12 protein-coding genes are annotated in these 19,842 nt (G+C 58.3%); 9 read left to right on the plus strand and 3 right to left on the minus strand.

The window, feature by feature from the left end; translation table 11 throughout:
• The first annotated feature begins 461 nt into the window (after positions 1-461).
• Both AC1MEK_RS26295 and nhaA read left to right on the plus strand, forming a co-directional pair.
• Entirely contained in the window at positions 462-725 is a 264-nt protein-coding gene (locus tag AC1MEK_RS26295) for a DUF1652 domain-containing protein (RefSeq protein ID WP_480399173.1), read from the plus strand.
• 670 nt (positions 726-1,395) lie between these two features.
• A complete protein-coding gene (gene nhaA, locus AC1MEK_RS26300) occupies positions 1,396-2,751 on the plus strand; it encodes a Na+/H+ antiporter NhaA (RefSeq protein WP_480399174.1) in 1,356 nt (451 codons plus the stop codon).
• A gap of 959 nt (positions 2,752-3,710) precedes the next feature.
• On the opposite strand, the gene AC1MEK_RS26305 is transcribed toward nhaA, so the two are convergent.
• Positions 3,711-4,217 carry a hypothetical protein gene (locus AC1MEK_RS26305; protein ID WP_480399175.1) on the minus strand — a complete coding sequence of 169 codons (507 nt, stop codon included), beginning with the start codon at positions 4,215-4,217 and terminating at the stop codon, positions 3,711-3,713.
• A 2,111-nt stretch (positions 4,218-6,328) separates the two neighbouring features.
• On the opposite strand from AC1MEK_RS26305, the gene AC1MEK_RS26310 reads away from it, so the two are divergent.
• From AC1MEK_RS26310 to AC1MEK_RS26330, 5 genes are all read left to right on the plus strand, one after another.
• Positions 6,329-8,557 carry a GumC family protein gene (locus AC1MEK_RS26310; protein WP_480399176.1) on the plus strand — a complete coding sequence of 743 codons (2,229 nt, stop codon included), beginning with the start codon at positions 6,329-6,331 and terminating at the stop codon, positions 8,555-8,557.
• A gap of 89 nt (positions 8,558-8,646) precedes the next feature.
• Positions 8,647-10,041 (plus strand): undecaprenyl-phosphate glucose phosphotransferase, encoded by a 1,395-nt coding sequence (locus AC1MEK_RS26315; protein ID WP_480399177.1) that lies wholly within the window; start codon positions 8,647-8,649, stop codon positions 10,039-10,041.
• Positions 10,042-10,065: 24 nt separating this feature from the next.
• Positions 10,066-11,445: a lipopolysaccharide biosynthesis protein gene (locus AC1MEK_RS26320; protein WP_480399178.1), complete on the plus strand. Its 1,380-nt coding sequence runs from the start codon at positions 10,066-10,068 to the stop codon at positions 11,443-11,445.
• 47 nt (positions 11,446-11,492) lie between these two features.
• On the plus strand, positions 11,493-12,434 hold the full coding sequence (locus AC1MEK_RS26325; protein ID WP_480399179.1) for a glycosyltransferase family 2 protein: 942 nt from the start codon (positions 11,493-11,495) through the stop codon (positions 12,432-12,434).
• 40 nt (positions 12,435-12,474) lie between these two features.
• Complete coding sequence (locus AC1MEK_RS26330) at positions 12,475-13,755, plus strand: hypothetical protein (protein ID WP_480399180.1); 1,281 nt, start codon at positions 12,475-12,477, stop codon at positions 13,753-13,755.
• Between the two features lies 1 nt (position 13,756).
• Here AC1MEK_RS26330 and AC1MEK_RS26335 read toward each other — a convergent pair whose 3' ends face one another.
• Positions 13,757-14,815, minus strand: coding sequence for a glycoside hydrolase family 5 protein (locus AC1MEK_RS26335; RefSeq protein WP_480399181.1), 1,059 nt, complete (start codon positions 14,813-14,815; stop codon positions 13,757-13,759).
• Positions 14,816-15,024: 209 nt separating this feature from the next.
• On the opposite strand from AC1MEK_RS26335, the gene AC1MEK_RS26340 reads away from it, so the two are divergent.
• Positions 15,025-15,747: a WecB/TagA/CpsF family glycosyltransferase gene (locus tag AC1MEK_RS26340; protein ID WP_480399182.1), complete on the plus strand. Its 723-nt coding sequence runs from the start codon at positions 15,025-15,027 to the stop codon at positions 15,745-15,747.
• 55 nt (positions 15,748-15,802) lie between these two features.
• Here the strand turns inward: AC1MEK_RS26340 and AC1MEK_RS26345 are convergent, their stop codons facing one another.
• Complete coding sequence (locus tag AC1MEK_RS26345) at positions 15,803-16,930, minus strand: acyltransferase family protein (protein ID WP_480399183.1); 1,128 nt, start codon at positions 16,928-16,930, stop codon at positions 15,803-15,805.
• A gap of 247 nt (positions 16,931-17,177) precedes the next feature.
• Between AC1MEK_RS26345 and AC1MEK_RS26350 the strand changes: the two genes are divergently transcribed.
• Positions 17,178-19,826, plus strand: coding sequence for an MGH1-like glycoside hydrolase domain-containing protein (locus AC1MEK_RS26350; protein WP_480399184.1), 2,649 nt, complete (start codon positions 17,178-17,180; stop codon positions 19,824-19,826).
• Positions 19,827-19,842: the final 16 nt, after the last annotated feature.

A 19,842-nucleotide genomic window follows, 5' to 3' on the forward strand; every position in this document is an offset into this window, starting at 1 on the left:
GGCCAGATGTCGGGACTTTCCAAATTCTGCTGTTCCGCTCGTGCTTCAGGTATCTGTCGACTCTGGCTGCAATTGACCACATCGCAGAAGGTGGGCTTGAACATGCTTCTCATCGAGTGTGAGAAACTCCAGATGCTCTGACAGCGAACAGGCCCGAAGCGGATCACTTAAGATTTGATATCTCTGCGACTCAGCATGCGAAAGGCCAACAAATACCTCCTTTCCATCCTGATCTATGTCTAGGGCGTTCGCCCTGCTGAGAGATGCCCTGTCGCCCCCGGTTAGATTGAGCATCTGTCAGTACTCATAACGTCGAAGTGCCATCAATACCGTTTGAAGGGTACAAATTCAAGCGGCCGCCCCCATTATCACCTGACCCTCCTCGCGACTGATGCGACGTGGGAGCCTAAGAAAATTTCGGTCTACAATTTCATTGCTCTGACCACCTGGAGAGGAAACCCATGCTCTCGGACCTAGAAATCAAACACTTACTGGAAACCGCATTTTTGCCGCAGAGATGTGTGTGCAGCCTGGTTCCTTACGGCTCAATCAGCATCCAGATCTTTGATCATGGTTCGAGTGAGCCTCTGCTTACAATTGCAGGGATATCTCGGGTGGAGGTAACGTCGAGCCGTTCCCTAGCCAATCTTGTTGGCCAGATACGAGAGGAAATTCGCCTGAGGGAGCTTGTTGACGGGCGCAAGGTCGCCACCAGACAGAGATAGAACGGTTTGCATAATCAGCAGGTTTTTGAACAGGGGACAACATCTGGATTGCGCTGCAAGACACGCACACAGCACCTTACTGAACCTTTGAAGCTTCGGTATTGTCCATCCCTAATTGCGAGGTTTCGGCCTCTGGGGACCTGCTGTGACGACTGTAGAAGAATTAATCCAATGGAATTTCCATTGGCGCGTCAACGGTAGGGTTATAACGTGTCGGCACTGTCTCGCGAAGCAGGCTGAGGAAAATAGGGCTTTTTACTTCACTCATGCCCCCGGTTGCTTAAACGCATCCATGACGGCTATGCCATGGGGGGAACTGGATGTGATGTGTGCAAGATCTCGTTCGGGGTTGTGATGGCATCGCTTCGGCAGAGTCTTTTTACGTGATTTGTCCATCTGGACACGAGAAGATTGCCTCGAAAGCCTCCGTATTCCATGCCTACCAATTCTGGCGTTACCCCGCCGCGTCAGCTTCTTGGTCGATAGCAGACAGTGGCATGCAACCATATTTGGCTCCTGTCGATCCCACCTCGATGCTATTTGGATCAAGCACCCCTAGGCTTTGCGGTACGCATTACGTCATGAGTACAATTAAATCGGGTGCGTACGGCATTTCGCCAATCCGCAGGTTAAATTCCAGCACAGGTCGGGCCGCCAGTGAGGAGTCTGCATGCCTGCGCCAAATACGCCCGCATCAAACGTAATCCCTCGTCCGCAAATTTTGACCGCCAAAGCGCTAGCGGCCGTCGAGCGATTTAGCCATATCGAAGCGGTGAGCGGCATCGTCCTGGTACTCGCCGCTATCGCCGCGCTGCTGTGGGCCAACAGCTCGGCAAGCCTGTCTTACGAAGCGTTTTGGCATACTCGCGTTGTTCTGAGTTTTGGCTCATTCAGCATCGGAGAGTCGCTGCATTTTCTAGTCAATGACGGGTTGATGACTATCTTCTTTCTCGTGGTAGGAATGGAGATCCGGCAAGAGATTCAAGACGGCGCCTTATCAAACGCCAAGATGGCAATCTTGCCTCTGGGGGCTGCCTTGGGTGGCGTGCTGGTTCCGGCAGGGATCTACCTGGCCTACAACTTTGGAGCCGACTCTACGCATGGTTGGGCGGTGCCCACAGCCACTGACATCGCTTTCGCTGTTGGTGTACTTGCCCTGCTTGGCAAATCCATACCCGGCAACCTCCGGGTTTTCTTGTTGGCGCTCGCCATCATCGACGATATCGCGGCGATACTGATCATTGCGCTGTTCTATACAACTAGCCTGGATTTTGCTGGTTTGGGCATCGCGGTCGTTGGTTTAGCGCTTGTCCTGACAATGCAACGGATGGGGATAGGTTCGGCTTGGCTCTATGTTTTACCAGGCGCGATCATGTGGGGCGGCTTGCTCAAGCTGGGCGTACATCCAACGCTGGCGGGTGTCGTCCTCGGGCTTATCACACCCGTAAAATCGGCTCCTTCTTCGGAACGGCCACTGGACATCATGACGCAAGCGTTTCGCGATCTTACGCATCGAGTCCATGAGGGAAAGAAAAAAGTATCGGCGCCACTTAAGCAAATCAGATTCGCTGAGCGAGAGGTGCTTCCTCCTGTTCAGAGAGTCCAGGAGCGCCTTCACCCATGGGTAGCGTTCGTCATCATGCCGCTGTTTGCACTGGCGAACGCAGGGGTTAGCCTCGGCGGCGCTCACTTCGGTGACGCCGCTACGGCTTCCGTTGTGTATGGTGTGGTGATGGCCTTGGTGTTCGGCAAGCCCGTTGGTGTAGTCCTGGCCACATTCCTGTTAGTTCGCACAGGCCTATGCAGATTACCTAATCAGCTGGATTGGGCGGGGGTAATGCTCGTGGGCCTACTCGCGGGCATCGGTTTTACCATGTCGATTTTCATCGCCGGGCTGGCTTTCGATGACGAGCAGTTGCTGGCAGCAGCAAAACTGAGCGTGCTCGGCGCTTCAACCGTGTCCGCAGTGGTTGGGCTGCTGTGGGGAATCGTGCATTTCAGAAGCAGACCCGTTACTTCGCGTTAGCCGATTGCGAAAGGCGTCCCGTAGCCGATCTGCTCCCGACGAAGGAGATGAGGGGGCAATCGGGACGCCTGAAAAGCATTCAGATTTATGCTTCGGCTTTCGACCCAAAGCGGACATTGGGAGGGCTCAGTTGATCAAGTTGACACCAGGTGAGGCGGATCTTTTAGGGGCTCAATTCTGATCTTGGTACCGCTGAATCAAAAGCGCAGCCAGATCATTCGTTCAAATATTGAAGCTCTCCATAATCGACCGTAATCGGTTGAGATCTGCATGGGACAGGCCACGCTGAGCGGCTTCGCCAATAATGGATCGAAGGGTTGAGTCAAGCTCGATCTGATCCAGATGTTCAACAGCTTCTGCTCAATTTCCGAGCAGAAGATCACAAGGTGATCTGCATGGACATGATGGGAAAACTTCGGCGGACTTTCCCGGAGCCGGAGCCTGTTCAATGAATAGTCGTTTAGCCAGCATAAAGGTCCGCTCCTGGTCGGTTACGGTACTTTGTCGATAGCAGCGATGGAGTGAGGGCGGGTTGGGCGCTCGGGCTTCTGCCCTAGGGATAGTTCGGCTCGCACAGCTTTGGATTTAAGCAAATCGCCAGCCTGTGTCCCATACCCGCCTCGTAGAGGTACGTCAAAGCTCACTTGCACGAGCACCATCCTGATTTCCGGATGTATTTGTATGCTTCGGAACGTGCGCACCAACAGCAATTCCGTCGCAGAATCAAACGGATTAATGCTCGCTCCTAAGAGCACCAGGGTATGGCTAAAAGATCTCTGATCTTCGGCAGCAGGACCTCCAGCGCTACGCATGCCGACGCATCAATCGTGCCCTCTCACTTATCTTTCTTTGGAGGTTGCACCTTAGGCATCGGGAGGGTGTTCTGGACTGGCGGAAGCCCACGGTCATTGGTGTGAACTGGTCGAGAGGGATTGTGCCGTGGGGGTTGGGATTTATCGTTACTCATTGCTCAACTCCGGGTAGTGACTAAGAAAATATCGTCTCATCTGTGATTCAGCCTTGCCCATCAGCCGGTCATTTTCGGGTATGACCATGCCGCCGAATGCGGACTTCATCACCGCCGACTTCTTTTTGCGAATTGCGAAACGCTTGTCGTTGATCTCTCGCTCTGAAAGCTCACCCTGGGCGACGTCAAACCACCCTTTTTCAGCCTCGTCACACAAGATCGAGAGTTCAATGCCCGCGGTGCTAAGGGGTTTAATTCGCGCCTTGAAAGGAAGGAAACGGTAGACGACCGAAACGACCTGACTGAGCATGATGAACACGCCCCAAACAAATGCGTATTCTTTCCAGATAGCCCATCCACCAATGCTGCCTGCAGAAGCCACAGCTAAGACGATACTGATCCAGCGCTCGATATTTTCGGATCGAACCTGGTAGAGCTCAAGGTAGTAAACGTGCGCTTTCAGATTTTGTAGCTCTACCCAGTACTGCGCCTGATACATGCCTTTTTTCCACCGCTTCTTTAGATGAACACTGGGCTTGTGAGTGCGGTTGACGTTCCCAACCAGCATAGACGATTGCAAACCCAGAACGCATCCGCCATGAGGTAGCTTGATCGTTGTATGACATTTTTTGAACGGATTGACAAAGGGGAATACAGGCTGCCTACGGTGCGGCTTTGCACCACCTCAAACCAAGCAGAAGTCCTAGGAGTTTCAATAAGATACGAGCAAATGCTCAGACAGATACTGTATCAATCCTGAAACAAATCCATCAAAACGCAGATTAAAATAGTCAAAATCTATCTAGTGTAGGATAAGGCTTACACATTGGCACTTCATCGTTCCAGTACTAGATTTTTTTAATCGGCAACGAACGTCTGCACTAAATCTGAGATGATCAATAAATGACCAGTTGTGAATTGCGGCTATGCGCAAATCGGGATTATCCCTAAGCGGCTGGGCGTTATGGATGATTTATCCCAGAAAAAACAATACTTATCCACAGGGTTATCAACATTCTTCAGTGTTTATAAAAATATCTGAGACTCAGAAATAATGCTTGCACCCGCAAAAAAGCGTCACTAGACTGGCGGCAGAGATTGAAAAGTCGATAGCCTGTATCGATTGTTCAAATTGTTGACGATTGGTGTAAAGAATTGGCGAAAGCCAAAAAGAAAAGACCCGCGAAAGCGGGTCTCTAGTGCTGACAAGGGATGTTTTCGACGACGCCCCCTTGTCGGCTTCACAAGCGCTGAGCCTGAGGAACAGTATTCTAGATGTGTGAAAGCCCTTTGTACACTACGGGGTAGTGTCAGCTGTCGCACACGAAACCTCGGGGACTCCAGCGCATTAAACTGCCTAAGGAGAACTCCATGGCAAACGGTAAAAAACCCGGTGATACCACCGGAAGAAACGGCGGTATCTATCAGGAACAGGGACCTCGCGGCGGATTGCGCGATAACTACGCGACTGTTCCTGATAATACTCGCCTCCCGCCTACTACTCGTCCGGACTCTACCTGGGTTCCTACCCACCGGACGCCAGATAGCAAGCGGTAACACAAAAGCCTGCCTAGCCCTCTAGGCAGGCTTTTTATCTGCTGCCATGTTGGCCAATTAGCGCCAGTTTCGCCATGGACTCAGTCGAAGCGCGCATTGATATAAATGCTCGCGACTCCCGGGTACCTGTCACTTTCCCAAAGGTAGCGATACCTATTGTCTCGGCCGAAAAAATCGTAGCCCCGCTCATAGCGATCATAGGGCGGTTAGACACCCCACGAACCTTACGGAGTACTAAGCCATTCCGGGAAATCATCTTTTTTGTGAGTCCGGTAGGCTTTTCTCATCTTTTCTGTGACTTCCCTGCTCCGCACTCACAAAAAAGATGACTTTTTCGCAGTGTTTGCTGGGCCTCCTGAATCATCTATTTTGTGAACCTACATCCAAACGGCTTGTGATGGACAGCAAAACCGGCCGACTAACATCGGCCGGTTTTTTTATGCCGCGCGAAAACTGATCTCGTTTCGTTACATATCGTCCATGACAGGAGACATAAAATCGGCAACTGATTCACCTTCTTATCACTCAAGCCATCTATCTGTTCTGTTGCCTTTGCAACACCCAAGACCGTTTGTCGCAGGAGGCAAAAGCGTCAAGAACTTCACCCATAATTGCCCAGTCCTAAGTCGGTGCCTGTGACAGAACGCTGTCTGCGGCCAGAGACAAGGTGTCAGTGTTGTACCTCGCACGGGGCGTTGATCGCGGTGAGTATCGAAGTCATCGTTGTTCCATGCGCCCCCGCATTACGCATGGTTGATGTGAAAAATCCTATCCTGGTGTACCGCGTCCCGAGCCCACTCGGGCGGTAGCTATCCCGGGATTTGAGTGTCCTGCCTGTGAGATCGCCGACAGCTTTGCTGCTCGTGCGGATGCCCCGTGCCCTCTTATGTGTTTTCGAGGACATGCCCGGCGACCATTCCCCTTCGCTTCATTGCGTTCCCCTTCGGACGGCCGACGGCTTCGTCTCTGCTTCGTCGTGCCGAAAATTTGGCTGGGCGTGTATCCGCTTGCCTGTGGATAACGCCCTGCGTATCGATCAGAGGTTCTTTTGACATGGGCCAGATCAGCGTCAGCAGACACAACGAATTCGCCAGCCGCCCCACCGGACAACCGGAAGAAGACCGGGATTTCATCGACTCACGAAAGATTGGCCAGACCCTCTGGGCCAAGCGGCGGAGCATTGCCCTCACCACCCTTGGGGCGGTGGTGGCGGCGGCCTGTCTGATGCAGATCATTACGCCGGTCTATCGGGCGGCAGCTTCGTTGGTCATCGAACCCAAGGGCGCGTCGCTGATCAACTTTCAGCCCACGGTCGATCCGAACAACCCTTCCAACGACTACCTGCAAACCCAGATCAGCCTGATCCAGAGCCGTGGGGTGGCGGAGCGTGCGGTGCGGCAGTTGAAGCTCATCGACCATCCGGAGTTCGACCCCCGGCAGAACCCGACGCTGATGCAGCGCCTCAAGGGCCTGATATCGGCCATCAGCCCGTCGCTGTTTCCTGACACCTGGAGCAAGGGGGAAGCGTGGACCCCCGCCGAGATTTTCAACGGCGCGGTGGTGGAGCTGATGGATCACACCTCGGTGGCTTCGCTGGGCAAGAGCCAGGTGGTCACCGTGGCCGTCACGCTCAAGGACAAACAGACCGCCACCCAGGCTGCCAACGCGCTGGCTCAGGGTTATCTGGACAGCCGCCTGGATGCCCAAGTGGCGGACTCGGTGACGGCCGGCCGCTGGATGGACACCCGCGTGGTGGAGCTGCGTACTCGGTTGCAGGAGTCAGAAACCAAGCTGCAAGCCTACCGAGATGCCGAAGGGCTTGTAGATGTTAAAGGCGTGACCACGCTCAGCGCCCACGAGCTGGCGAAAACCAGTGATCGCATGGTCGATGCCCGTCGTGATCGGGCCAAGGCTCAGAGTCAGTACCAGCAGGTGCAGTCGCTGGCCGGCAAGAGCATTGAAGAACAGTTGACCATCCCGGCCGTGATCGACGACCCGGTGGTGCAGAAATTCCAGGCCGACGTCGCGCGCACGCAGGCCAAGGTGGACGAACTGTCGACGCAATACGGTGATCGCCATCCCAAGATGATCATCGCGCGCTCCGATCTGGCTGCGGCCAAGGCGAGCCTGGCCAAGCAGGTCAAACAGGTCGTGGCGGGGCTGGAGAACAGTTACCAGCTGGCCAAGGAAAACGAGAATGCCTTGCGCGCGTCCGTCAGTTCGACCCGTGAGCAGATTCAGGACATCACCCGCAAAGAGTTCAAGCTGCGCGAGCTGCAGCGGGATGTCGACAGCAACCGCGCGCTGTATGAAACCTTCGTCAATCGTCTGCGTGAGACGATGGCGACCGCTGACCTGAGCGCCAGCAACGCCCGGATTGTCGATGAAGCCATCGTGCCGTTGCTGCCGAACATGCCGCGCAAGTCGCTGATCTTCTCGATCGTGGCAGTGCTGGCATTCGCTGGTGCCTGTGCGATGGCGCTGGTGCGTGATGCCGTAAAGAACACCATCAAGTCCAGCAACGATGTGGAGATGAAACTGCGTCTGCCAGTACTGGGCGTGGTGCCGTTGCTGCGCAAGAAGGGCCGGGTTCGCATCGCCAGGACCTTCGATTTCAACGACGACATCTCCTTCAGCGAAGCGATCCGAACCACGCGCACCAGCGTCATGCTCAGCGACATCGGCGCGCGGCGCAATCTGCTGGTCATCACCTCCTCCGTGCCCGGTGAAGGCAAAAGTGCGGTCGCGGCGAACCTTGCCTGCGCCTTGGGACGGCTGGAGCGCGTGCTGCTGATCGAAGCCGACATGCGTCGCCCTACCCTGGCCAACAACATGGGGCTGAGCAACGGCCACATCGGCCTGGCCAACTTCATCAATGGCAGCGCGCGCAGCTCGGAATGCATTCAGCGGGTCGGCAAGATCGATGTGATGCCGGCGGGCGCGATTCCGCCCAACCCACTGGAGCTGCTCGCTTCTTCGCGCTTCGCCAGCTTTCTGGATTGGGCCCGGCAGCATTACGACCGGGTCATCATCGACTCGCCTGCCAGCCACTCGGTCAGTGACGCGGCGTTGCTCTGTGCGTTGGCCGATGCGGTGCTGTATGTCGTCAAATCCGACAGCACCTCCACGCCGGTTGTACAGCGAGGCGTTGGCCAACTGATGCGCAATGGCGCGCCGGTGATCGGCGTCATCCTCAATCAGGTGTCGGCCATCAACGCGCGCTACGACCATCAGGGTTACTACGGCTACCTGCCGGGAGAAGCTTCGAAGACCGAGGTATAGAAACGACGACGTCTGTCGACCCCTGACATTTACAGCTCGGCCTGGGCGAGGCATTACAGGTCATGCGGCGAACACTTGGGAGTATCACCATGATTGCTCGACGCTTGCATCCTTCGGTCAACCGCAGAGGTTTGACGTTCTGGGCACAGTGGATCTGTGGCGCATTTCTGTCGAGCCTGACCCTGTGCGTGCTGGTGTATGACCAGTTCGGGAATGTTCCTACGGAATATCGGGTACTGATCCTGCTCGGTCTGCTGGCCTCCGTCCCGATCTACAGCACCCTGCACGTGTACCACAAACGCTTTGGATATGGCTTGGGACTGCTGCGCCTGCTGGCGGGTTGGCTGGTGCTGATGATGGCGTTGTCCGCTGCGGTTCTGCTGTGCCTGGACTACGTCGATCTCGACGACGAACTGCTGGGCAGGATGGCGCTGTTCGGTCTGCTCGCCCAAGGGATCAGCTACCTGCCCTTGCGCTACCTGACCAAACTGCACGCGCGCTGGCTGCGCTACGAGCGCACCGCGATCATCATCGGCACCTGCCCGCTTGCGTATGCCCTGGCCAGCCAGTTACGCGGACGCGTTCCGGTTCTGGGCATGGTCGCAACCGGCGACCAGGAAAACGAGCCTGCGCCAACGGATAGCGACCTTCCGGTATTGTGTCAGCTGCCGGAGCTGGCCGACTGCGTCACCCGCGATCGCATCCGGCGCGTTTATATTGCGTTGCCGCTGAGCAAGGCGGCGCAGATCGAGGCGATCTACCTCGCTCTGCTGGACTTGAATGTCGACGTCGTCTGGGTGCCCGACTTCAGCAGCATGATGCTGCTCAATCAGTCGATTTCGCAGATCGAACAGTTTCCGGCGATCTACCTCAACGAAACGCCGATCAGCTCTCACCCGGCTGCGGCGCTGGGCAAGGAGCTGTTCGACCGTGGGTTGGCGTTGATCGCGTTGATCGTCCTGTTCCCGGTCATGCTCAGCGTCGCGATTGCGGTCAAGCTGTCGTCGCCCGGTCCGGTGTTTTTCCGCCAACCGCGCCACGGCTGCAACGGCCTGGTGATTCTGGTGTGGAAGTTTCGCTCCATGCGCGTCCACGATGATGCGGCCGTGGCCCAGGCAACCCGCGACGATCCGCGGATTACCCGGGTGGGGGCGTTCCTGCGCCGGACCTCCATCGACGAGTTGCCGCAATTGATCAATGTGCTGCGCGGGGAAATGGCCATGGTCGGCCCCCGCCCCCACGCCGTCGCCCATAATCACTACTACGGCGACAAGATCATCGCCTACATGGCGCGCCACCGGATCAAGCCGGGGATCACCGGCCTTGCCCAGATCAGCGGCTGTCGTGGCGAGACGGAGACGCTGGAGAAGATGCAGCTGCGGATCGAAAAGGATCTGGACTACATCAATCACTGGTCGCTCTGGCTGGATATCAAGATTCTTCTGAAGACGCCTTTTACCCTGTTCTCACGCAACATTTATTGAGCAGTAGCAGGAGGGACGATCGGCATGGCAGATCCTGAATTGACCGCTCCCGGTCTGCAGCTCACAGGGTGGCGCGGCGCGGTGCAGCAGCTGTACCGCGCACGCCTGGTCAGAAACATCCTGACGACGATTTCCGGCAGTGCCGGTGCCCAGGCGATCAACCTGGCGCTGATCCCGCTGATCATGCGCATCTACGGCCCGGAGGCGTTTGGCGTCGTCGGCACGTTCCAGAGCCTGACCATCATTCTGATTCCCTGGTGCGCGCTGACCTATTCCATGGCCATCGTGCTGCCGCGCAGTGCTCAGGATGCCAAGGGGCTGATCCGGCTGTCGCTGTGGGTTGCTGCGTTGATTTGCGGGGTGACAGCGTTGTTGCTCTACGGCTATGGCGCTCAGGCCGCCAGCGCATTGGGCATCGAGTTGTTGATCCCCTACCTGATGCTGCTGCCGGTAGTGATGTTCAGCTCGGCCGTGTTGGAGATCACCCAGCAGTGGCTGTACCGCAATCAGCAATACAGTCTGACGGCGCGCGGCGCGACCTTGCACGCCTTGCTGTACAACGCGACCCGTAGCGTGGCGGGGCTGATCCAGTCGTCGGCGCCGGTGTTGGTGATCACCAGCTCGCTCTATTACGTTATCCACAGCGCGTTGCTGCTGATCGGGATTCGGCTGCGCCGCGAGCCGGGCGCCTCCCCTGAAATATCCGAAGAAGATCGACAGCCCGCAAAAAGCCTTCGCCAACTGGCCGTCGAGTACCGCGACTTCCCGCTGTTCCGCGCCCCGCAAGTGTTGATCAACGCGCTGTCGGTTCACATGCCGACACTGGTGCTGGCATCGGCGTTCGGCGCCGTGCCGGCCGGTTTTTTTGCGCTGTGCCTGCAAGTGCTGGCCATGCCGAGCAACTTCATCGGCAAGGCGGTGGGCAGCGTGTATTACCCGCGAATCACCCATGCCATTCACTCCCGGGAGCCGGTCACGCGCCTGTTGGTTCGTGGCGTCATGGGCATGTCGCTGGCCGGGTTGGTGCCTTTTGCGGCGCTGGTCATTATCGGGCCGTGGCTGTTCGTCCTGGCATTCGGCGGGCAGTGGCAAACCGCTGGGGAGTACGCGCGCTGGCTGGCGATTTCCGAGTTCGCCGGGTTTATCGGCGGCCCTTGCCTAGTGGCGATTCCGGCACTCGGGCTGCAAAAAATGTTTCTGCTGTTCGAAGTCGTCAGCACCTGCCTGCGCATTGCCGCGGTGATGATCGGAGCGTTTGTGTTCAACAGCGCGCTGGCGGTGGTCATCGCCTTTGCGCTGGCGAGCGTGCTGATCAACCTGGCGATGATCGTGATTGTGCTGATTGAGGGCCAACGCTGGGCCCGCTGCCTTCCCACGGAAGAACCCGGCGAAGCGGCCAGTTGAACGCTTGCGCTTGCCCTACCCCGCAATGGCCTGGAGGAACCGACGATATGGATACGCCGAAGGTGTGCGCGATCATTCTCAACTGGAACGGCGCCGAGCAGACGATCCATTGCATTCGCGCGCTGGAAGCCTATTGCACCATTCCCATCGTCATCATCGACAACGACTCTGAGCCTCAGGACTATCAAAGGCTGCTGGCTTACATGGCCAGCCAGGATGCCAGCCGCAGCCTGGTCACCACCCAGGAAGAAAGCCGAACCGACACCCGACTCTGGGACCGCTGCCTGATCAGGAACAACGGCAATCATGGCTACGCGGGCGGCAACAACGTCGGCCTGGATTACGCCTACCGCGCTGGCTACGACTGCTTCTGGTTGCTCAACAACGACATCACCATTGAAAGCGGCGCGCTGCCCGCATTGCTCAGGCCCATGCAGGCGGACCCATCCTGCGGGTTCTGCTCCTCGGTGCTGGTGTACGCCGACGACCCCGATCGGGTGCAGTGCGTCGGCGGCGGCACGAATTACCCATGGCTGGGCAAGACCAGACTGATCGGCAAGAACGCCCGACGCGCCTGCCTGCAAACCGTGGAATTTCCCAAACCGGATTACCTTATGGGCGCATCGATGCTGGTCGCCCGCGAAGTCATCGAGCGCGTCGGCCTGATGGACGAGCGCTACTTCATGTACTCCGAAGAAGTGGACTGGCAACGCCGCGCCGCCGCCGAGGGCATTACCTGCCAAGTGGCGCTGGACAGCTTTGCGCGGCATGGCGACAGCGGCAGCACGCGCGGCAGAAGCCACATGTTTCACTTCTACCGAAATCGCGCCGCCATCATGTACAACCGCAAGTTTCACTCCATGGCCTGCTGTCTGTTTTCGGCCCTGGCGCTGGCTTCGATCACTGTGCTGCAGAACAGTCGAAGCCTGAAAAACATCCGCTATGGGCTCAAAGGTATCGGGGAAGGTTTGCGCTTTTCCTGGCGCTGAACGTTGGTGCGCTGGATTGCTCTTATTGAAGGTAATGGCCATGATCAGGACGTTTGTGTCTTATCGGTCCCTGCTCTTTCTGCTGATTTTCTTGAACTCGGCCTGCCTGTTTCTGACCGATAACAAGCGTGCGGGCATACCCTTTTCCCGCGAGCTGTTCATTGCGCTCGTGGTGGCCTGTGCACTGATGCTGTTGCTGGTGTGGCGACGCGCATGGCAGTCCAGGGCGGCGCTTTGGGTGATGTTTTTCGGCTTGGCGATACCACTGTTGTCAGCGCTGCTGTCCTATATCAAGTTCGGTCAGCCGCTGTTCTTCGGGCTGCTCGAAGAACGCCGGAATTTTCTCTACCTGCTGTTCTTTCCCGCGCTGTACCTGATGCTCAAGGCGCAACCGACGCAGGAAGAGCTCGAACGCTTCTTTCTGTATTCCGGGCTCGCCTGTGTGTTGATCGGGTACCTGTATTACGTCGGCCTGATCCCCGAAAACAGGAATGTCGCGTTCACCGTCGATGAGAAAGACTACGGGCTGCAGCCGCTACGCCCCAATCGCTTCAGCATCGGTGCGTCTTACGTCAGCGTTTGTGCCTATATGTTGATGTACCGGCTCAAGCGTGATTTCAGCGTGTGGGCGGTATTGGTGTTGCTGCTGTTCGCCTCTTATTTATGGCTGGTGCTGCAGACCCGTAACACGATGCTGTTGTGGGTGCTGGGTGGCATCTGGATTTTTCGCAGCCAGTGGGGCGTGTTGCTCAAGCTGGGTTTTGCGGTGACAGCCATCCTGTTGTTTGCTTACTTCCTCTGGCCGGGTTTCTTCGAGGGCCAGTTCAAGCAGTTCGATGCGCTGTTGTTCGAAGCCACCAGCGAAGGCGGTGTGCGCAGTACCACGTCGGACATTATCCTGGCCGAGGTGCAACGTAACTTCTACATCGGCATGGGTGCGTTGTCGCTGCAATGGCAGAACGGTTTCGGGCAGATCTACAGTTCGTACTTCTATTTGTCCGACGTCGGCTTGCTCGGCGTGTATTACCGCTTCGGTTTCTTCACGCCGGTCATCGCGCTGATCTATTACCTGGGCTATTGGCGAATCATGCGCCAATGCCGGCGCAAGGGTGATCTGCTCAGCGGCTTTCAGCTGGACTTCACGCTCAACGCGATCAACTTCTTTCTCTCGACGTCGATCATGTATGGCGGCGATTTGTCGGGCCTGGCGATTGCGGCATTCGTCTACTTCGCCCGGGCTTCGGTCGCAACGGAGCACAGCGTCATCCGCTCGCCCTCACCCAGGCGTGCCTATGGTCGGCCCATGCATCCCGGGCAGTGACTCAGGGTGTGCGCTTGTCGGCGGCCGGGCCGTAGTCGGTGCAGTGCGGCGCTTCCAGATATTTGGACAGCACCTGCCATTGCGGGCGGTCGCGGCCATCGATGGGTTCGATATTCATCGCCTCTTTGCCCCAGCTTTCCCCCGAGGTCCAGTAGGCCAATGGCACGCAGTGTTGGCGCAGATACGTCAGCAGCCGATCGGCCGCGCGGGCCCAGCGTGGGTCGTCGTCGGGGTAGCCCATTTCGCCGATCTGGCCTCTGCGACCGTTCTTCTGCAGCCATTCGATAAAGGGCCTGGCTCGCTGGACGCCGATGTCCGGATCGACAGCGCCGCGATTCTGTTCTTTCCGGTAGCCACCGCCGCCGTTCGAGTCCAGATACAGGTGGGCGGAAAACACCAGGTTGTTGGCCGGGTCCTTCAGCGCCAGCAAGGCGTCGTTGTGCTGTGGCCAGCGTTCGGCACTGGACCACGAACGCCCCTCGACGATGATCAGACGCCGGGCGTCCACCGAGCGAATGGCGTCGATGCCGGCCTGCGCGGCCTCTGGCCAGATGGCATCGGAATCATCGTGGGGCTCGTTCATCAGATCGTACGCGTACAGGGCCGGTGCACTGTGCCAGCGTTCGGCGATCTGGCGCATCAGCTGGGCATAATCGGCGACCGTGACCTTGCGGCTGCCGATGACCTGCTCGCGATAGCGCGCGTAGTTATGCACATCGATGATCACCTTGATCCCTTGCGTTTGGGCCTGGGCAAGCATTTTGTCGATCAGCCCGGCATAGGTGGGGTCCAGCCCCTTGCCCAGTGAGGGCTGCAGCCGCTCCCATTTCACCGGGAAGCGCACGCTGCGTATGCCCTTGGCTTGCCAGCGGGCGAAGTAGCCCTCGCTTGGGAAGAAATAATCGGTATTCACTTTTCCAGGAAACACGCCTTCCGAAGACTCGGCCCCCGACACGTTGATCAGCACCATGGGAAAGGTCGAGGCGTGGGCGGGCGTGCAGTACGCATGGACGATCGTCAGTGACAAACCGGCCACCACCGATTTGCACAACCCCCTCATTGCGCGACATATCCTGGCCGCAGTTGCACCACGCAAAGCTTGTGAACGGTGTTCGTGTTGTTCAGGCGAGAGGCTATCCCCTGCCCGTCTGTTGCGTCGCTCCCCGAGCTGCCCGCTGGTACCCGCGAGGGTCGCACCCGCCGCTGCTCCCCCAAGATCAAGGGAGGCACGGCCTTGCACGCGATTATTCATCAGCAGGAGCCCGCCCCATGAAAGTGTTTGGCATCGAGTTCTATCGAGGACCTCAACGTGAGCTTGTTCAGGAGCTTGTCCAACTCTGCGACACCTCTTTCAAGTACCTGGTAACGGCCAATGTGAACCACATCGTGTTGCTTGAAGATGACGAGCCGTTTCGCGAGGCCTACCGCAACGCGAGCCACCGGCTGTGCGACAGCCGTGTGTTGTATCCGGTGCTGCGGCGTTTGAACGCGGGCGTGGCCGAGCCCATTCCGGGCAGTACGCTGACCCGGTCGATGATGAACATCGCGCAGGTCCGCCGCTGGCGAGTGACGGTGCTGGGCAGCGACAAGGACGTCATCGCCACGTTGAAGAACATCTATCCCTCGGTGATTTTCCATCACTACAACCCGCCCATGGGTTTCATCGACGACCCGCAGGAAGTCGAGCGTTGCATCGAATTCATCGAGCGGCACCCGTCGCCCATGACCGTGTTCTCAGTGGGCTCGCCGCGCCAGGAAATCCTCGCCTGCAAGATCTTCAAGCGTGGTACCGCGAAGGGCATCGGCTTGTGCGTCGGTGCGTCATTGCTGTTTCTCTCGGGCAAGGTCAAACGCGCTCCGGTTTGGGTCCAGCGCCTGTCGCTGGAGTGGTTGCATCGTTTATGCACAGAGCCCAGACGCCTCGCAGGCCGTTACGCGGGTGACGCGTATCGCATCGTCCCGATCATTGCCCGAGAATTCAGAGGGCGATGAGTCAACATCTTCAACCGAACCCCGGCCGACACCCGTCGCCCGGGGTTTTTTCGTTTCAGGCCGCGCCTTTTCTCGACCCCGGCCAGAAGGTTTTCAGCCCGCCAAAACGCCCGCTCAGCCAGGCCGCGAAGCCGTGCCGCCTGGCCATGGCCGGCTTCTCGATGAAATGCCAGGAGAACATCGCCAGCACCAGCACGATGGGAAACGCCAGCAGCATCATGCCGATCGGGCTGATGCCCCTGAATTGATGCTCGAGGATTTCCTGAACCGGAAAGGCGTAGATGTACACGCCATAGGAGTAATCCCCGAGTTGGTTGTAGCGATCGATCAGCGGATGGCTGGCGAAACCCAGATAAAAAATCAGCCAGCTCCACGCCAGCACGAAGCACTCGTAGAACCAAGGGGTGTGGTAGGTCCACGCCGCCAGCGCGGCCAGTGGCAGCAGCCAGATCAGGCGGTGCTGCACGTGCGCCCGGTAGCGGTAGAGCGCCATGCCGATCACGAACGGCACGCTCCAGGTGAAGAAAAACTGGGCGCGATGCAGATCGTTCAGCAGCGTGGTGTGGCCGAGCAGAAACTTGAACGCGATGTAGACAGCGGCGTAAACGATCAGAAAGCCCGCGAAGCGACGGCCCGGCGAGTAGAACGCGAAGGCGCCCAAGGCCCCGACCAGCACGTAGAGCGTCACCTCATAGAACAACGTCCACAATGAACCGTTGATCCCCGGCCACGGGTTGTCTTCGAACACCCCCGGCAAATTGAACTTCATGCTGAACAGCATCAGGTTGTTGCTCAGGTAGCTATAAATAGTGCTCGAGCGGAAATATTCCACAGTGCCCAGTGTCGTAAAGATCGGGCCGATCACGAACACGCACAGTACAAGGACCAGGCCGAGCCCGGGGTAAATGCGCAGAAAACGCGCCGAGAAGAAATCCAGCCCCGTCGGTGCCCGGTCACGGCTCAGCGAGATGAAGAACCCGGAGACGCAGAAAAAGGTGATAACGGCCAGTTCACCCAGGGAGATCCCCAGCCAGGCGGACAGCGGTTCGACCGCCGAGCTGCCCAGCGCCAGTGGATAACTGTGGGAGATGAGCACTGCGGTGGCCGCAAGCATGCGGATCAGATTGAAGTTGTTGTTTCGCCGGCAAGCCAGATCACCCAATGTATTCCCTGATGTACTCATAGTGCCTCCGCCCATTTTCCGGGCCACAACAGACGCTCCACCGGCCAGACAACGCGTACACCTTGAGACGTTCACAAATGTGTTTCGACGTTGAAACGATACACCCGGGGTGTCACCCGTCTAATTGCCATCGGCAATCGGGCTGTGAATAACCTGATTGCCAATAAATTGACCAGAGCCGCTGCCCTATAGATTTTTCGCAACAGCGGCACCCGGTCGATCAATAAGAACTGTTTTGGATGGACACATGCCTGCCGACGCTCACGACGCAAGACTCAAACACACTGTTGAAGGCCAGCGAATGGAGAGCGAGGCCGCTGACCAATGGCGAGAATGGGGCCCCTATCTGAGCGACCGGCAGTGGGGCACGGTGCGCGAGGATTACAGCGCCAGCGGTGACGCCTGGGATTACTTCCCCCACGACCATGCGCGCAGCCGGGTGTATCGCTGGGGTGAAGACGGCCTGGGCGGGTTCTCCGACAAGTCGCAGCACTGGTGCCTGGGGCTGGCGCTGTGGAACGAGCGCGATCCGATCATCAAGGAGCGCCTGTTTGGCCTGAACAACGCCGAGGGCAATCACGGCGAGGATGTGAAGGAGCTGTACTTTCACGTCGATGGCGTACCCAGCCACGCCTACATGCGCATGCTCTACAAGTACCCGCACGCGGCGTTTCCCTACAGCGATCTGGTCGAGGAAAACGCCCGCCGCGGTCTGGACGACCCTGAATACGAAGTGCTCGACACCGGCGTGTTCAACGACAACCACTATTTCGACGTCAGCATCGAATACGCCAAGCACACCCCGGATGACCTGTTCATGCGGGTCTCGGTGGTCAACCGCTCGGACCAGTCGGCGCGCCTGCATGTGCTGCCGCAACTCTGGGCGCGGGACATCTGGAGCCACTCTGCCGAGCACCCGCGCCCTGCCCTGCTGCTGCAGGACGATCAGGTCATCGCACGACATCCGATCGAAGCCGAGAAGCACGCCAGCGCCTGGGGGCAGCATCAGCAAGCCTGCCAGTGGCTGTTCTGCGACAACCGCAGCAACACACCGAAGCTGTTCAATCAGCCGGCCGAGGGGCCGTTCAAGGATGGCATCAACGAGTGGTTGATCGCGGGCAACGAAGCGGCGATCCGGCGGGACGCGGGCACCAAGGTCGCTGCGCATTTCGTTCTGGAGCTCGAACCTGGCGCCTCGCAGTGTGTCTACTTGCGCTTCGCCCCGGCGGATTCCGCACAGGTAAATGCGAGGGCGTTGTTCGAGCAGCGACGCACCGAGGCCGACGAGTTCTATGCCGCCCTGCAGCGCGACCTGCCGGACGCCGATGCGCGCAATGTCCAGCGCCAGGCGCTGGCCGGCTTGCTGTGGTCCAAGCAGCTCTATTATTTCGATGTGAAAGCCTGGCTCGATGGCGATCCGGGCCAGCCGCCATTGCCCGAAGGCCGCGCGCACATTCGCAACAGCCAGTGGCGGCACCTGTGCAATTTCGACATCGTTTCGATGCCGGACAAGTGGGAATACCCTTGGTACGCCTCATGGGACCTGGCGTTTCAGGCCGTGGCGTTCGCGCTGATCGACACCGGCTTCGCCAAGGATCAGTTGCTGCTGTTGGTCAAAGACCGCTTCATGCACCCCAACGGCCAACTGCCTGCGTACGAATGGCGGTTCGACGACGCCAACCCGCCGGTGCATGCCTGGGCGTCGTGGCGCGTGTACCAGATGGAAAAAGCCCAGACAGGCGTAGGTGATGTCGATTTCCTCGAGCGAGTTTTCCACAAGCTGCTGCTGAATTTTTCCTGGTGGGTCAACCGCAAGGACGCCGAGGGCCACAACATCTTTCAGGGCGGTTTCCTGGGGCTGGACAACATCGGCCTGTTCGATCGCTCGGCTGCGCTGGCCCCCGGTTATCAACTCGATCAGGCTGACGGCACCGCCTGGGTGGCCGCTTATGCGCTGGACCTGATGCGCATGGCACTGGAGCTGGCGCAGCACAACGCGGTGTACGTCGACATCGCGGTGAAGTTCTTCGAGCACTTTCTGTACATCGCCGGGGCGATCAACGAAGTCGACAAGGCTGACGTGGAAGGCCTGTGGAACGATGAAGACGGCTTCTTCTACGATGTGCTGCGCCGGCCCGACGGGTTGCGCGAGTCGGTGCGATTGCGCTCCTTCGTCGGGCTCATTCCGCTGTTCGCCGTGCGCGTGCTCGAACAGCGCGAGCACGAAGGCCTCAAGGGGTTGCGCGAACGCTTGCTGGGTTTCCTGCATCACCGGCCTGATCTGGCGGCGCTGATCTCGCGCTGGACCGAGCCCGGCAAAGGCAATCGCCTGCTGCTGGCGCTGTTGCGCGGGCAACGCACCAAGGACCTGATCAAGCGCATGCTCGATGAGAACGAATTCCTCTCGCCCTATGGCGTGCGCTCGTTGTCGCGGGTCTACGGCGAGGAGCCGCTGCGCATGCAGGTCGACGGCAGCACCTTGTGCGCCGACTACGAGCCTGCGGAGTCGAATTCCCGGCTGTTCGGCGGCAACTCCAACTGGCGCGGCCCGGTGTGGATGCCGCTGAACTACATGCTGATCGAGTCGTTGCGTGAGTTTCATCGCTATTACGACGAGAACTTTTCCGAGGAATACCCCAGCGGTTCGGGGTATCTGGCATCGCTCGACGAAGTGGCTGACGGACTGGGACTGCGCATCAGCAGGCTTTTTCTGCGCGACGACGAAGGCAACCGGCCTTCCATGGCCGGTTATCCACAGCTAAAGATAGACCCCGAGAGCCGCGACCTGGTGCTGTTCCACGAGTACTTCCATGGCGAGAACGGCCGGGGCCTGGGCGCTTCCCATCAAACCGGCTGGAGTGCATTGGTCGCCCTGCTCCTGCAACCGAAGGGATAAACTGCGCGGCTGATGT

It is taken from the genome of Pseudomonas sp. 2, assembly GCF_056627435.1.

What these genes read in the sequence shown, in the direction of transcription:
- AC1MEK_RS26295 (WP_480399173.1), top strand. Translation starts at nt 462, where the DNA reads ATGCTCTCGGACCTAGAAATCAAACACTTACTGGAAACCGCATTTTTG.
- nhaA (WP_480399174.1), top strand. Translation starts at nt 1,396, where the DNA reads ATGCCTGCGCCAAATACGCCCGCATCAAACGTAATCCCTCGTCCGCAA.
- AC1MEK_RS26305 (WP_480399175.1), bottom strand. Translation starts at nt 4,217, where the DNA reads ATGTATCAGGCGCAGTACTGGGTAGAGCTACAAAATCTGAAAGCGCAC.
- AC1MEK_RS26310 (WP_480399176.1), top strand. Translation starts at nt 6,329, where the DNA reads ATGGGCCAGATCAGCGTCAGCAGACACAACGAATTCGCCAGCCGCCCC.
- AC1MEK_RS26315 (WP_480399177.1), top strand. Translation starts at nt 8,647, where the DNA reads ATGATTGCTCGACGCTTGCATCCTTCGGTCAACCGCAGAGGTTTGACG.
- AC1MEK_RS26320 (WP_480399178.1), top strand. Translation starts at nt 10,066, where the DNA reads ATGGCAGATCCTGAATTGACCGCTCCCGGTCTGCAGCTCACAGGGTGG.
- AC1MEK_RS26325 (WP_480399179.1), top strand. Translation starts at nt 11,493, where the DNA reads ATGGATACGCCGAAGGTGTGCGCGATCATTCTCAACTGGAACGGCGCC.
- AC1MEK_RS26330 (WP_480399180.1), top strand. Translation starts at nt 12,475, where the DNA reads ATGATCAGGACGTTTGTGTCTTATCGGTCCCTGCTCTTTCTGCTGATT.
- AC1MEK_RS26335 (WP_480399181.1), bottom strand. Translation starts at nt 14,815, where the DNA reads ATGAGGGGGTTGTGCAAATCGGTGGTGGCCGGTTTGTCACTGACGATC.
- AC1MEK_RS26340 (WP_480399182.1), top strand. Translation starts at nt 15,025, where the DNA reads ATGAAAGTGTTTGGCATCGAGTTCTATCGAGGACCTCAACGTGAGCTT.
- AC1MEK_RS26345 (WP_480399183.1), bottom strand. Translation starts at nt 16,930, where the DNA reads ATGAGTACATCAGGGAATACATTGGGTGATCTGGCTTGCCGGCGAAAC.
- AC1MEK_RS26350 (WP_480399184.1), top strand. Translation starts at nt 17,178, where the DNA reads ATGCCTGCCGACGCTCACGACGCAAGACTCAAACACACTGTTGAAGGC.